The 14,361-nt window shown below is 67.3% G+C and carries 13 protein-coding genes; 10 read left to right on the forward strand and 3 right to left on the reverse strand.

Annotation, left to right across the window (positions count from 1 at the left end):
* Positions 1 to 8: 8 nt before the first annotated feature.
* The 4 genes from CHB86_RS21425 (at position 9) to CHB86_RS21440 (ending at position 4,975) form a co-directional block, all read left to right on the forward strand.
* Positions 9 to 809, forward strand: a complete 801-nt coding sequence (locus CHB86_RS21425) for an ion transporter (protein WP_089235165.1) — start codon at positions 9 to 11, stop codon at positions 807 to 809.
* A gap of 2 nt (positions 810 to 811) precedes the next feature.
* The gene (locus CHB86_RS21430; protein ID WP_089235166.1) at positions 812 to 1,885 is read left to right on the forward strand and encodes a BMP family ABC transporter substrate-binding protein; all 1,074 of its coding nucleotides are present in this window, start codon (positions 812 to 814) and stop codon (positions 1,883 to 1,885) included.
* A 165-nt stretch (positions 1,886 to 2,050) separates the two neighbouring features.
* The gene (locus tag CHB86_RS21435) at positions 2,051 to 2,926 is read left to right on the forward strand and encodes a calcium-binding protein (protein ID WP_089235167.1); all 876 of its coding nucleotides are present in this window, start codon (positions 2,051 to 2,053) and stop codon (positions 2,924 to 2,926) included.
* 102 nt (positions 2,927 to 3,028) lie between these two features.
* On the forward strand, positions 3,029 to 4,975 hold the full coding sequence (locus CHB86_RS21440) for an amidohydrolase (protein WP_089235168.1): 1,947 nt from the start codon (positions 3,029 to 3,031) through the stop codon (positions 4,973 to 4,975).
* Between the two features lie 38 nt (positions 4,976 to 5,013).
* Here CHB86_RS21440 and CHB86_RS21445 read toward each other — a convergent pair whose 3' ends face one another.
* On the reverse strand, positions 5,014 to 5,460 hold the full coding sequence (locus CHB86_RS21445; RefSeq protein WP_089235169.1) for a CBS domain-containing protein: 447 nt from the start codon (positions 5,458 to 5,460) through the stop codon (positions 5,014 to 5,016).
* A 138-nt stretch (positions 5,461 to 5,598) separates the two neighbouring features.
* On the opposite strand from CHB86_RS21445, the gene CHB86_RS21450 reads away from it, so the two are divergent.
* Entirely contained in the window at positions 5,599 to 6,684 is a 1,086-nt protein-coding gene (locus CHB86_RS21450) for an NAD(P)/FAD-dependent oxidoreductase (protein ID WP_089235170.1), read from the forward strand.
* Positions 6,685 to 6,840: 156 nt separating this feature from the next.
* Positions 6,841 to 7,200: a carboxymuconolactone decarboxylase family protein gene (locus tag CHB86_RS21455; RefSeq protein WP_342747495.1), complete on the forward strand. Its 360-nt coding sequence runs from the start codon at positions 6,841 to 6,843 to the stop codon at positions 7,198 to 7,200.
* 153 nt (positions 7,201 to 7,353) lie between these two features.
* Here CHB86_RS21455 and CHB86_RS21460 read toward each other — a convergent pair whose 3' ends face one another.
* Positions 7,354 to 9,840: a GcvT family protein gene (locus CHB86_RS21460; protein WP_089235172.1), complete on the reverse strand. Its 2,487-nt coding sequence runs from the start codon at positions 9,838 to 9,840 to the stop codon at positions 7,354 to 7,356.
* A 230-nt stretch (positions 9,841 to 10,070) separates the two neighbouring features.
* Here CHB86_RS21460 and panC point away from each other — a divergent pair, with 230 nt between their 5' ends.
* The 4 genes from panC to CHB86_RS21480 all read left to right on the forward strand — a co-directional run bounded on the left by panC (position 10,071) and on the right by CHB86_RS21480 (position 13,116).
* On the forward strand, positions 10,071 to 10,916 hold the full coding sequence (gene panC, locus CHB86_RS21465) for a pantoate--beta-alanine ligase (protein ID WP_089235173.1): 846 nt from the start codon (positions 10,071 to 10,073) through the stop codon (positions 10,914 to 10,916).
* Positions 10,913 to 11,722 (forward strand): 3-methyl-2-oxobutanoate hydroxymethyltransferase, encoded by an 810-nt coding sequence (gene panB, locus CHB86_RS21470; protein WP_089235174.1) that lies wholly within the window; start codon positions 10,913 to 10,915, stop codon positions 11,720 to 11,722. Before panC ends, panB begins: the two co-directional genes overlap by 4 nt.
* Before the next feature lie 149 nt (positions 11,723 to 11,871).
* Positions 11,872 to 12,528, forward strand: a complete 657-nt coding sequence (gene pdeM, locus CHB86_RS21475) for a ligase-associated DNA damage response endonuclease PdeM (protein ID WP_425445436.1) — start codon at positions 11,872 to 11,874, stop codon at positions 12,526 to 12,528.
* A gap of 165 nt (positions 12,529 to 12,693) precedes the next feature.
* On the forward strand, positions 12,694 to 13,116 hold the full coding sequence (locus CHB86_RS21480; RefSeq protein WP_089235176.1) for a PaaI family thioesterase: 423 nt from the start codon (positions 12,694 to 12,696) through the stop codon (positions 13,114 to 13,116).
* Positions 13,117 to 13,200: 84 nt separating this feature from the next.
* On the opposite strand, the gene folD is transcribed toward CHB86_RS21480, so the two are convergent.
* A complete protein-coding gene (gene folD, locus CHB86_RS21485; protein WP_089235177.1) occupies positions 13,201 to 14,094 on the reverse strand; it encodes a bifunctional methylenetetrahydrofolate dehydrogenase/methenyltetrahydrofolate cyclohydrolase FolD in 894 nt (297 codons plus the stop codon).
* Between the last annotated feature and the right edge of the window lie 267 nt (positions 14,095 to 14,361).

The following is a 14,361-nucleotide window of genomic DNA, read 5'->3' on the forward strand; positions in this document are numbered from 1 at the left end:
GACCGCCGATGCGCCGCGAAGAATACATACAGATCCTCGACGGAACACACCCCGACCACGGTCGGGGGGTGGCGCTGGTGCACCAGGGGCTGATCGTGCTGTCGGGGCTGGCGATCTCGCTGGAGACGATACCCGACCTGCCCGGCTGGGCACACACGGCGCTCTTCGCCTTCGAAGCCTTCGTGGTCGCCACCTTCGTCGTCGAATACCTCGCCCGGATCATCTGCGCCAAGCGCCCGTTCCGCTATATCTTCAGCTTCTGGGGCATCATCGACCTGCTGGCCTGCCTCCCGGCCCTCCTGATCGTGCAGCAGCAATGGGCCGCCATCCGGTCGCTGCGGCTGCTGCGCCTGATCCGGCTGCTCAAGCTGCTGCACGCCAACCGCGCGCTCATCCGGCTGGAGCAGGCCCTGGCGAAGAGCCGCGGGGAGTTGCTGGTGTTCAGCTTCCTTGCCGCGATCATCCTTTACATCGCCGGCGTGGGTATCTTCATCTTCGAGAACGAGGCCCAGCCGGAGGTGTTCTCGTCGATCCCAAAGGGCCTCTGGTGGGCCATTGTCAGCTTCACCACGGTCGGCTACGGCGACATGTATCCGATCACGCCGGAGGGGAGATTCTTCACCACGGTGATCCTGTTCCTCGGCCTCGGCGTGATCGCCGTGCCGACAGCGATCATCACCACCGCCCTGATCAACACCGACCTCAAGGAGACCATCGAGAGAGAGGTCGAGGAAGAGGTCGGTGAAATCGAACGCGAGGTCCGCAAGGACCTGGCACCTTTCAAGCGAAAACCAACAAGGAGATCCTGAACATGAACATAAAGGCATTGCTCGCCGGCACCGCGCTGGCGCTCGGCCTCGCCGGGGCGGCCGTTGCCCAGGACAAGACGAAGGTGGGCTTCATCTTCGTCGGCCCGATCGGTGACGGCGGCTGGACCTACGAGCACAACGAGGGCCGCCTGGCTGTGGAGGAGCACTTCGGCGATGCGGTCGAGACCGTCTACCAGGAGAGCGTGCCCGAGGGCGCCGATGCCGAACGCGCGATGACCCAGATGGCGCTCGGCGGGGCCGACATCATCTTCACCACCTCCTTTGGCTACATGGACCCGACGATCAACGTCGCCGCCAAGTTCCCGGACGTGAAGTTCGAGCACGCCACCGGCTTCAAGCGCGCCGACAACGTCTCCACCTACTCGGCCCGCTTCTACGAAGGCCGCGCGGTGCAGGGCCACATCGCCGGCAAGATGACCAAGACCAACAAGATCGGCTACATCGGCTCCTACCCGATCCCCGAGGTCATCCGCGGCATCAACTCCGCCTATATCCACGCCAAGAAGGTGAACCCCGATGTCGAGTTCTCGGTGATCTGGGCCTACACCTGGTTCGATCCGGCTAAGGAAGCCGACGCTGCCAAGGCGCTGATCGAACAGGGCGCCGACGTGATCCTGCAGCACACCGACTCCACCGCGCCGCAGGCCGCCGCGCAGGAAGCCGGTGACGTGATCACCTTCGGCCAGGCCTCCGATATGGCCGAATACGCACCGATGCCGCGCGTCTCCTCGATCATCGACAACTGGGCGCCTTACTACATCGACCGCGTGCAGGCAGTGATCGACGGCACCTGGGAGAGCATGGACACCTGGGACGGTATCGGCCCGGGCATGGTCGAGATCGGCGAGATCACCGACGCCGTTCCCGCCGAGGTGAAGGCCGAGGCCGAGGCGCTGCGCGACGCCATCGCCGCTGGCGAGTACCACCCCTTCACCGGCCCGCTGAACAAGCAAGACGGCTCCGCCTGGCTGGCCGAGGGCGAAGTGGCCGACGACGGCACGCTCGCGGGCATGAACTTCTACGTCGAGGGCCTGACGGGCGAGATCCCGCAATAAGCCTCCGGCAGAACGATCCGAGAAAGGCCCGCCCCCGGCGGGCCTTTTTTTTGCCCCCAAGAGGGCGGAATCGCCAGAACGGGCGGTTTCTGCTATTCTACCTGCGGTTGATCATTGCTTCAGATCATTTTCCGATTTCGCACGAGTTACTTGGGAGGGGAAATCATGGCGATTGCGAGATACTACGGAAGCAAGAATACCCTGACGCGCCTGCAGGTCACCGACGGCGAGCCGACGGTCCAGACGGCCAAGCGCTTCGTCCTCGAGGACGGCAACGTCACCGCCACGTTTCTCGGGCAGTTCACCTACGGTATCTTCGGCAGCCCGTTCGGCACGCTCGACACCTATACCTACAAGGTCGGCGGAAACCTTCGGCTCAAGATCACCGATATCGGCGCCGACATGTACCAGGTCTTCACCCGTCTGGATTTCCTCAGCAGCGCGCGGGAGGCGGAGAAGATCATCTTCGCGCTGAACGACAAGATCTACGGCAATGACGGGCGCAACCTGATCGAGGGTTACGACGGCAACGACCGAATCTTCGGCAAGGACGGCAGCGACCAGCTCTACGGCGGCCTGGGCAAGGACGTGCTGAACGGCGGCCTCGGGGCCGACGAGATCTATGGCAACGACCAGTCCGACAGGCTGCTCGGCGGCAAGGGCGACGACCGGCTGTTCGGAGGCACCGGCAGCGATGTGCTGAAGGGCGGCGACGGCAACGACACGCTCTCCGGCTGGGAAGGCAAGGACACGCTCGACGGTGGCAAGGGCGACGATGCGCTGCGCGGCGAAGACGGCCGTGACGTCTTCCTGTTCCGGAAGCGCTACGGCGAGGACGTGATCGAGGATTTCGAGGACGACCTCGACACGATCAAGCTCGACGACGCGCTCTGGGACGGCGACCTCGTCCGCAAGCAGGTGGTGAACCGCTTCGCCGAGGTGGTGAACGGCGACGTCGTGTTCGACTTCGGCAAGGACAGGCTCGTCATCGAGAACTTCACCGACCTCGGCGAGTTGGCCGACGACCTGGCAATCGTCTGAAGGGATAACCTGCCGCGGGTCGCCGCCGTCGAGATTGTAGACACAATGCGCGCGCCCATGTTCCAATCCCGGCCATTCCACGAGCCGAGTCTGGAGCACACCATGCGGACCTATCTCACGACGCTTGCACTGCCCTGCGTGCTGCTGGCCTGTCCTGCCATGACAGCCGCGCAGGAGATTGCCGACACGATCTACGAAGGCGGCCCGATCCTGACGATGGACGACGCGGCCCCCCGCGCCGAGGCGCTCGCCGTGAAGGACGGGCGCATCCTGGCGGTCGGCCCGTTGCTTGAGGTGATGAAACACCAGGGCGAGGCGACGGTGCTGCGCGATCTCGACGGCAAGGCGCTGCTGCCGGGCTTCGTCGACGCCCATGGCCACGTGATGATGATCGGCCTCCAGGCGCTCGCGGCCAACCTGCTGCCTGCCCCCGACGGCGAGGGCAATTCCGTGGCCGCGCTGCAGGGCATCCTGAGCGACTACATGGCAGCCAATCCCGAGCGCATCGAGGCGGTCGATGCAATCATCGGCTTCGGCTACGACGATTCCCAACTCGCCGAGCTGCGCCATCCGACCCGGGAGGAACTGGATGCGATCTCGACCGACGTGCCCGTCTACATCGTCCACCAATCCGGCCATATCGGCGTCGCCAACTCCAAGGCGCTGGAACTCGCCGGTTTCGACGAGAGCAGCCCCGAGGTCCAAGGCGGGGTGATCCGGCGCGAGCCCGGCGGCACCCGCCCCAACGGCGTGCTTGAAGAGACGCCGCATTTCATGGCGATGATGGCCGTGCTCCGGCATCTCGATGCCGAGGGCGCGATGACGATGTTCAGCGCCGGCACCGAACTCATCGCCTCCTACGGCTACACCACCGCGCAGGAAGGGCGCGCCACCACCGGTCAGGCGCAGCTCATGGCAGCCGTGGCCGAGCACGATGGGCTCGACATCGACGTGGTGGCCTATCCCGACGTGCTCGTCGACCGCGACTACATCGCCGAGACCCATTCCCGCGACTACGCCAACCGCTTTCGCGTCGCCGGCGCGAAGCTCACCATCGACGGCTCACCGCAGGGCTTCACCGCCTGGCGCGACAGGCCCTATTACAACCCGCCGGAAAACTTCCGCGCCGATTACCGCGGCTATGCGGCGGCCACCTCCGACCAGGTGTTCGACGCCATCGACTGGGCTTTCGCCAACGACATCCAGATCCTGACCCATTCCAACGGCGAGGCCGCCAGCGACCTGCTGCTGGCCGCCATCGAGACCGCCGAGGCGGCCCATGGCATGGCCGATCGCCGTCCGGTCCTGATCCATGGCCAGTTCCTGCGCGAGGACCAGGTGGACCGCATCAACCAGCTCGAGGTCTTCCCGTCGCTCTTCCCGATGCACACGTTCTACTGGGGCGACTGGCACCGCGAGCGCACGGTGGGCCCGGTCAACGCCGACAACATCTCCCCCACGGGCTGGCTGATGGCGCGCGGCATGCGGTTCTCCACCCACCACGACGCGCCGGTGGCCTTCCCGGATTCGATGCGCGTGCTCGACGCCACCGTCACCCGCCGTTCGCGGTCCGGCGACATCATCGGCGCCGACCATCGCGTCGACGTCATGACCGCGCTCAAGGCCATGACCATCTGGCCCGCCTGGCAGCATTTCGAGGAAGACAGGAAGGGCTCGCTGGAGGTCGGCAAGCTGGCCGATCTGGTGATCCTCTCCGACGACCCCACGGCCATCGACCCGGAAACGCTCGACACGCTCGTCGTCGTGCAGACGATCAAGGAGGACGAGGTGGTCTACGACGCGGCGATGCAGAAGGACGGCGGCCTGCACTGGCGCCCGCGTCCGGGCGGCATCGACACCGCCGGCGAGTTCTTTCGCAAGGCCGCGCTCGCCGCGGAGATGCCATCCGGCCTGACGGGCGCCCGCCGGCTCCTGGCCGAACGGGTGGCCGCCCTTTCACCCCATGGCGGCGCCTGCGTGTCGGGATTTCTCCATGCGGAGCTTGCGCCGGTCTACGAGCGCGCCGCATCCGAGTTGCTCAGGAAGTAAGGCATGGCATCGGGCGGCAAGTGCGCCGCCCGATCTCTTCATTGGGCTGCAACCGGTTCCCTGGGCGGAGCGCTCGTCAGGTACTCTTCGTAGCGTTCCACCATCAGGCGATACTCGGTGGGAATGTCGCGCATGGACAACATGGCGACCACCCGTCCCTCGTCGATGACGGGCAAATGGCGGAACTTCCCCTTGATCATGAGACGCATCGCATCCGACAGCGAAACCGAGAGATCCACGGTCGTGGGCTCCCTCGTCATGATCTCCTCGACCCGGGTCTCCGCCGTGGGCCGCCGCCGCCCGATCGCCCGGCGGATCACGTCGCGCTCCGAGATGATACCGACAAGCCTGTCGCCATCCAGTACCGGCAAGGCACCGACATTGGCTTCATTCAACCGATCACAGGCAACACGTACTGTCTCGGTCGGCCCTATCGACACGAGAACCCTACCTTTCAAAACCTCTGAAATGGACCTGATAATCACATTGGCCTCCCATACTGAAAATGAACTTTACGTAAGGGAATGTAGCAAGAATCCGTCGTACCGGATAGTAGCCTCAATCGCCGCGATGCAGAGCCATGGGCGCTTCCCTTGCCCGGCCCGCCCTGCCAAAAGGACTCCATGATCGATTTCCTCGTGATAGGCGGCGGTATCGCCGGCACATCCACCGCGGCGGCGCTTTCCACCCTCGGCTCCGCGATCCTGCTCGAGGCCGAACCCGCCCTTGGCTACCACGCCAGCGGCCGCTCTGCCGCGATGTTCCTCGAAACCTACGGCAATGGCCCGGTTCGCGCGCTGAACGCCGCCAGCGCGGCGACCCACCGCGAAACCGGCGTGCTCAGCCCGCGCGGCCTGCTGATCGTGGCGGGCCCGGGCGAGGAGGAGCGCTTCGCGCGGACCCATGCCGAGTTCGGCGCCACGCCCGTCACGCCGCACGAAGCTGCGGCGCTCTGGCCGATCCTCGACACCGCCGCCTGCACGCGCGCGGCCTATCTCGGCGAGGTCTTCGACCTCGACACCGACCGCCTGCTCCAGCACTTCGCCCGCACCGCCCGCGAGAACGGCGCCGTCATCCGGACGGGCCACACCGCGTCCGCCGTCACCCGATTCGACGGCGGCTGGGCCGTTGAGGCCCGGTCCGGCGGCGAGACCACGACGATCGAGGCGCGCATGCTGGTCAACGCCGCCGGCGCCTGGGCAGACCAGGTCGCCGCGATGGCCGGCGTGCCGAGCCCGGGGATTCAGCCCTACCGCCGCTCCATGGCCCGCCTGCCTGCGCCCGGTGGCCTCGACACCCGCAGCTGGCCCTTCGTCGACGAGGTCGCCGAACGCTGGTACGCCAAGCCCGACGCCGGTGCCTGGCTGGTCTCCCCGGCCGAGGAAGACCCGATGGACCCGCACGATGCCTGGGCCGACGACATGGTGATCGCCGAGGGCCTCGCGCGTTACGAGGCATTCGTCACCGAGCCGGTCACGCGAGTCGAAACCACCTGGGCCGGCCTGCGCAGCTTCGCCCCGGACCGGGCGCTGGTGATTGGACCCGCCCCCTCGGACCCTGCCTTCCTCTGGTGCGCTGGCCAGGGCGGCTACGGTTTCCAGACCGCCCCGGCCGCGAGCCGCCTGCTGGCAGACCTCGTCGCAGGGCGCCCGCCGGAACTCGCTCCCGACCAGTGCGCAGCCCTGTCGCCCGCGCGCTTCCCGGCATGATCCCCGCGCAACTGCGACCGACGATCATATTGCGAATGCTGCATTCGTAGCGCAGACGGGAAGTGGACCGCCCGCAATACCGCCTGCTCCCTCCCCCAGCAGCCGGCGCCGGGCCCTCCGGATGGGCGTGATCGGCACGTGCCACGGCAGCATTGGATGGGAACGACGATTATGGACTGGAACAGCTACCTCGACGACATGAAGGGCAACCTGCGCGAGATGCACAAGAGCGCCCCGGAGACCATGAAGGGCTTCGGCGCCCTAGAGAAAGGCGTCACCTCCGGCACCGCCACCGACCACAAGACCAAGGAACTGGTCGCGCTCGGCATCGCCATCGGCCTGCGCTGCGAGCCCTGCATCGGCTTTCACGTCAAGGCGCTGGCCAAGGCCGGCGGCACCCGCGAGGAGCTCTGCGACATCCTCGGCGTCGCCGTGCAGATGGGCGGCGGCCCGGCCCTGATGTATGCTTCCAAGACGCTGGCCGCCTGGGACCAGCTCGTCACCGAGCAGGCCTGACCACAAGACGCAAGGGACGGTCCGACGGGCGGCCCCGCCCGATGACCTGATCGGAAGGGACCCCGCCGGAGGCGCCGCGCATGAAATGCGCGGCCCGGCCCAACCGGGGCAATGCATCTTCGATGCAGCCGCCCCGGGCGGGAGCCCCCGCGCTCAGCCGTCCTTGCGGATCGTCAGGTTCGCGGGATCATAGGGGCTGTCCTCGACGACCACGGCCTCCCACATCCGGTCAAACATCTTCACCGTGAGCCGCGTCCCCTCCACCGCGAGATCCGGCCGGACATAGCCCATGCCGATGGACTTGCCGAAGGCCACGGAATAGCCGCCCGAGGTCAGGCGGCCGACCTTCTCGCCCCCTGCGTACAAAGCTTCGCGCCCCCAGGGATCGGCATCTTCCGGCCCGTCGACCAGCACCGTCACGCAGAGACTCCGGATGCCCTTGGCCTCCATCTCCGCCTTGCCGTGGAATTCCTTTCCCAGGTCCACGAACCGGTCCAGCCCCGCCTCCAGCGGCGTCGCGTCCCGCCCGAGCTCGGTGCCGAAGGCGCGGTAGGACTTCTCCTGCCTGAGCCAGTTCTGCGCCCGCGCCCCCACCAGTTTCAGCCCGTGCGGCGCGCCCGCCTCCATGAGCCGGTCCCAGAGGTGGTTTTGCATCTCGATCGGATGGTGCAGCTCCCATCCCAGTTCGCCGGTATAGGCCACCCGCACGGCCATGGTCGGCACCATGCCCAGCTCGATCTGCCGCATCGAAAGCCAGGGGAACCGCTTGTTCGACAGAACTGTCTCCGGTTCCGCGTCCCGCACCAGCGCATTCAGAACATCCCGCGACTTCGGCCCCGCGATGGCGAAAACACCCCATTGCGTGGTGACGTCCTGCAGCTCGATCCGGCCGAAATCGGCCTCCTTGTCCTCGATGGCCTTGCGCAGGTAATCCTGGTCATAGGCGGACCAGGCGCCCGCCGAGACGAGGTAATATTCGTCCTCGGAAAGGCGGACGATGGTGAATTCCGTCCGCGTCGTCCCGGCCGCAGTCAGGGCATAGGTCAGGTTGATCCGCCCCACCTTCGGCAGCTTGTTGGTGGTGAACCAGTCGAGGAAGGCCGTCGCGCCCGGCCCCTTGACGATATGCTTGGTAAAGGCCGTCGCGTCGATCAGGCCCACACCCTCGCGGATCGCCTTCGCCTCCTCGACGGCATATTGCCACCAGCCACCGCGCCGGAAACTGCGGGCGGCGTGATCGTCGAACCCGTCCGGGGCGTAATAGTTCGGCCGCTCCCAGCCATTGACCTGCCCGAACTGCGCTCCCGCCGCCTTCTGGCGGTCATAGGCCGGCGAGGTCCGCAAGGGGCGCGCGGCCTCCCGCTCCTCGTCCGGGTGATGCAGGATGTAGACGTGGGAGTAGCATTCCTCGTTCTTCTGCACCGCGTATTCGGTCGTCATCCAAGGCCCGTAGCGCTTGGGATCGAGCGCGGCCATGTCGATCTCGGCCTCCCCCTCGACCATCATCTGGGCGAGGTAATGCCCGGTGCCGCCCGCCGCCGTGATCCCGAAGGAGAAGCCCTCCGCCAGCCACATGTTGCGCAGCCCCGGCGCCGGCCCCACCAGCGGGTTGCCGTCCGGCGTGTAGCAGATCGGCCCGTTGAAATCGTCCTTCAGCCCCACCGTCTCCGAGGTCGGAATCCGGTGGATCATCGACATGTATTCTTCCTCGATCCGCTCGAGGTCGAGCTGGAACAGGTCGGCGCGGAAGCTCTCCGGCACGGCATACCTGAACCGCGCCGGCGCGCCTTCCTCGTAAGGGCCGAGGATCCAGCCGCCCCGCTCCTCCCGGACGTACCATTTCGCGTCGGCGTCGCGCAGCACCGGGTGCTCGCCATGGGTCTTGCGGTATTCCACCAGCGCCGGGTCGGGCTCGGTGACGATGAATTGGTGCTCCACCGGGATCGCCGGGATCTTGATCCCCAGCAGCCGCGCCGAGCGCTGCGCGTGGTTGCCCGTGGCGGTGACGACATGCTCGGCGGTGATCACCACCTGCTCCTCGGTCGGAACCAGGTTGCCGCCCTTCTCCGCCATCTTGGTGCAGGTAACGCGCCACTCGGAGCCGGTCCATTCGTACCCGTCGACCTGCCACTTGCGCTCGATCGACACCCCGTGCTGCCGGGCGCCCTTGGCCATCGCCATCGTGACGTCGGCAGGGTTGATGTAGCCGTCGGTCGGGTGGAACAACGCGCCGACCAGGTCCTCGGTGCGCACCAGCGGCCAGCGCTCCCCGATCTCGGCGGGGCTCAGCCATTCGTAGGGAATGCCCACCGTCTCCGCGGTCGTGGCATAAAGCATGTATTCGTCCATCCGGGCCCGGGTCTGCGCCATCCGCAGGTTGCCCACCACGGAGAAGCCGGGATTGAGGCCGGTTTCCGCCTCCAGCGTCTTGTAGAACTTCACCGAGTAATCGTGGATGTGGCTCGTCGCGAAGGACATGTTGAAGAGCGGCAGCAGCCCCGCCGCGTGCCATGTCGACCCGCAGGTCAGCTCGTCGCGCTCCAGCAGCATGGTATCCCAGCCCGCCTTGCCGAGATGATAGGCAATGGCGGTTCCGACCGCGCCACCACCGACGACGAGCGCTTTCACCTGAGTCTTCATGGCTCCGATCCCTCTGCCAGCATGCTGTGGCGAGTTAAGCGCAGCCACCCTGCCCCGCGCCATACCCCGCCGACCCTTGATTGGCGGAAAGCGACCTGCCCTCGTGCACCCCTCGCCCCGCCGAAGCCCCTCCCAGCCGGCAGGGACGTTCCGTCAGACCGCGCGCAGCCGATGCCGCATCCGCTTTCCGCGTTTGATTTGATCCGCGCCTTCGGCTACCCAACCGCACCATGGAAACCTTCTCGCATCCCGGCGACCTGCGCCGCCACCTCGACGGTCTGCGCCGGCAGGGCCAGAGCATCGGCTTCGTACCGACGATGGGCTTCCTGCATGCCGGCCACATGGCGCTGGTCGACCGCGCCGCGCAGGAGACCGACCGGGTCGTCGTCTCGATCTTCGTGAACCCGACCCAGTTCGGCGACCCGAAGGATCTCGAGACCTACCCGCGCGACACCGAACGCGACCTCGCCATGCTGCGAGAGGCCGGGGTCGCAGCCGTCTTCCTGCCCGGGGTCGAGGACATCTACCCCGAGGGCTCCGAAACGATCGTCGAGACGATGCGCCTGGCCAACGTGCTGCACGGCGAGGTGCGCGAAGGCCACTTCCGCGGCGTGGCGACAGTGGTGGCCAAGCTCTTCAACATCGTCCAGCCCGATTGCGCCTGTTTCGGCGAGAAGGATTACCAACAGCTCCAGGTGATCCGCACCATGGTGCGCGACCTGCATTTCCCGCTGCGCATCATCGGCTGCCCGACCGTGCGGGAAGCCGACGGGCTCGCCCTCTCTTCCCGAAATGTCCGGCTTGGCCCGGAGGACCGCACCGCGGCGCTGGTGCTGAACCGCGCGCTCGACCGGGCGCAGGAGCTGGCCGCGACAGGCGCGACCGTGGAAGAGATCCAGGCCGGGATCACCGCGCTTGTCCAGGCAGAGCCGCGTGCGCACCTGCGGGCGGTCGACGTGACCGAGGCCGTTACCCTGAGGCCAGCCACCGGCCGCCCCGGCGGACAGCTCGCGGTGATGCTCTCGGCCGAATTCGGCGGCGTCCTGCTGATCGACCAGAGGGAGATCCTTCCGTGAGTGTCCAGAAATCCGTCCGGCGCGTGAGCGTCCCGCAAATCATGGCCCGCAAGGGCGGCGATCCCATAGTCTCGCTCACCTCCTACCACGCCCACACCGCCGCCATCGTCGACCGCCACGCCGATTTCATCCTGGTGGGCGACAGCCTCGGCATGGTGATGCACGGTATGGACAGCACCCTGGGCGTGACGGTCGACATGATGATCACCCACGGACGCGCCGTAGTGCGCGGCAGCCAGCGCGCGCTGGTGGTCGTCGACATGCCCTTCGGCTCCTACGAGGAAAGCCCCTCGGCCGCCTTTCGCAACGCCGCGCGGATCATGCAGGAAACCGGCTGCGGTGCGGTCAAGCTGGAGGGCGGCGCCCGCATGGCCGAGACCATCCGCTTCCTGACCGAGCGCGGCATCCCGGTGATGGGCCACATCGGCCTCACCCCGCAATCGAGCAACGTGATGGGCGGCTTCAGGACGCAAGGACGCGACAGCGAGAGCTGGCCGCGCCACGAGGCCGATGCGGTGGCGGTGGCCGAGGCCGGCGCCTTTGCCGTGGTGCTCGAAGGCATGGTCGAGCCGCTCGCCGCCCGGATCACCGGCATGATCCCGATCCCCACCATCGGGATCGGCGCCAGCGCCCGATGCGACGGCCAGATCCTGGTGCTGGAAGACATGCTCGGCCTCAACCCGCGTCCGCCGAAATTCGTCAAGGTTTACGGCGACCTCGGCGACCGGATCGAAACGGCGGTCCGAAACTACGCCGAGGATGTCCGCAGCCGCAGCTTCCCCGGCGACGACGAGGTCTATCGCTGACCGCAGAGGCCTAGGCTTCCGTCTTCTTGGTCGAAATACCCAATGGCGCGGCCGGGCCACCCGCCACGCCTTCCGGGTGACCGAACTGCCTCGGCCGCATCACGCCCCTTGCCAAATCGCAGCGGACACGGCAGGAACACAGCATGAACATGCACGCGCTCGATTTCGTCGGAACACGCCTTTGCGCCCTCTCCTCGGGAGCGCTCTGGTGGCCGGAAAGGCAGCTGCTCTGCGTCTCCGACCTTCATTTGGGGAAATCGGAGCGTATGGCGCGGCGCGGCGGCGGCCTCCTGCCCCCCTACGACAGCCGGGACACGCTCCAGCGACTGGATACAGAAGTTGCGCGGCTCGACCCGGCAACGGTGGTCTGCCTCGGCGACAGTTTCGACGACCTCGCGGCGGCCGGTGCCCTTGAGGAAGACGCCCGCCTCTGGCTGACAAGGCTTGCGTCGGGCCGGGACTGGATCTGGATCGAGGGCAACCACGACCCGGGCCCGCCGGGCCTGGCCGGTCGCCACGTCCCTGACCTGCACCTCGGCCCTCTCCGGTTCCGCCACATCGCCAGGACCACGGCGGAGGCAGGCGAGATCTCGGGGCATTACCACCCCAAGGCCGCGCTTGCCGCGCGGGGAAGGCGCGTGCGGCGGGCCTGTTTCCTGACCGACGGCGCAAGGCTGATCCTCCCCGCCTTCGGAACCTACACCGGCGGGCTCGACGTCACCGCGCCGGAACTGCGCGCGCTGCTGGGCCCGAACGCCCGCGCCATCCTGACCGGCCCGACCCAGGTCTCCGTCCCGGTCGCCTGATCCCGGAGGCTCCCGCCCGGGAGGCGTCACATCGATAGATGTGCCGCTCCCGGTTGGGCCGGGCCGCGCATTGCATGCGCGGCGCCTCCTGCGGGGATATGTGTGGACAGAGGCCGGCCGGCGCGGAACAGTTCAGCCATTGGAAGGAATGGAGAAGAAGTCGCCATGAGCGAAGTCGCCCCCGCACTCGAAAGTAAACTGCGCCGGAGCTTCGAGGCGCAAAGCCTCATGGCGACCTTCGGAGCGGAAATGCGTCGCATCGCACGGGGCGAGGTCGAAATCGCTGCGCCCATCCTCGCGGGCGCACGGCAGCAGCATGGGTTCGGCCACGCCGGTCTGACTTTCGCACTCGGCGATACGGCGGCGGGCTATGCTGCGCTCTCCCTCATGCCGGACGATGCCGAGGTGCTCACCGTCGAGATGAAGATCAACCTGTTGTCTCCCGCCAAGGGAGAGCGCCTTCTGGCGATCGGGCGCGTGGTCAAACCCGGTCGACGGCTCCACGTGGTCTCGGCGGAGGTGCTGGTGGAAGGCGACGGCGCCCGCCGTCCCGTCGCGCTGCTGCAAGGCACGATGATCCCGGCCTGAGCTGGCGGCGCACGCGTCAGCGTGCGCCCGGCCCAACGGTTTCGGGCGCCCGCACGGGCGCCGACGCCGGCGGGAGCCCTCCGATCAGGCGGTCAGACCCTCGGGTTCCGGCAGGCCGTTCGCGCGGCAGCAGGCGGTGACGGTGTTGGCCAGAAGGCAGGCGATGGTCATCGGGCCGACCCCGCCCGGCACCGGCGTGATCGCGCCCGCCACCTCGACCGCGCTGTCGAAATCCACGTCCCCGACGAGGCGCGACTTGCCGTCATCCTTCGGGACGCGGTTGATGCCAACGTCGATCACCGTGGCACCCGGCTTGATCCAGTCGCCGGGGATCATCTGCGGCCGTCCCACGGCGGCCACGACGATGTCGGCCCGGCGCACCACCTCCGGCAGGTCCCTGGTGCGGCTGTGGGCGATGGTCACGGTGCAGCTCTCGCCGAGCAGCAATTGCGCCATCGGCTTGCCGACAATGTTGGAGCGCCCGACCACCACGGCGTCCATGCCGGAAAGCGAGCCGTGATGGGCGCGGAGCATCATCAGGCATCCGAGCGGCGTGCAGGGCACCATCGATTTCTGCCCGGTTCCCAGCAGCCCGACGTTCGAGATGTGGAAGCCGTCCACGTCCTTCGCCGGATCGATGGCGTTGATCACCAACTCGGCGTTCACATGCTCCGGCAGCGGCAACTGCACGAGAATGCCGTGGATCGACGGGTCGGCGTTGAGGGTCTCGACCAGGGCGAGGATCTCCGCCTCGGAGGTCGTGTCGGGCAGCCGGTGCTCGACCGAGAGCATCCCAGCCTCCTTGGTCTGCTTGCCCTTGTTGCGGACATAGACCTGGCTGGCCGGATCCTCCCCGACGAGAACGACGGCAAGGCCCGGGGTCAGCCCGTGATCCTGCTTCAGGCGCGCCACATGGCCTGCCACCTTCTCGCGTACGCTGGCGGCAAACGCCTTGCCGTCGATGATCTGTGCCGTCATGTGTCTTGCTCCGTCTTGCTCATCTTTCCGGTCGTTCCGGGCCTTCAAACGACCGAAACGCTGTCTTCGCCGTCGCATCCCTGGCCGGGACGGCATACCGCAGGACACATACTGGAAGCGGCCCGTCGCACAAGCCCGCCCGGGCGGCGAGTTGCCCCTGCCGCCCGCGGAATGCCGGTCACGGGTGCCGTGGCGTTCCGATCCGCTCCAGTGTGCCTATCAAAAGCGAAGGCCCGGAGCGTGGCCTGGCTCCGCGGGACAGAGCGG

The organism is Tropicimonas sediminicola, from assembly GCF_900188335.1.
Lineage (GTDB): Bacteria > Pseudomonadota > Alphaproteobacteria > Rhodobacterales > Rhodobacteraceae > Tropicimonas > Tropicimonas sediminicola.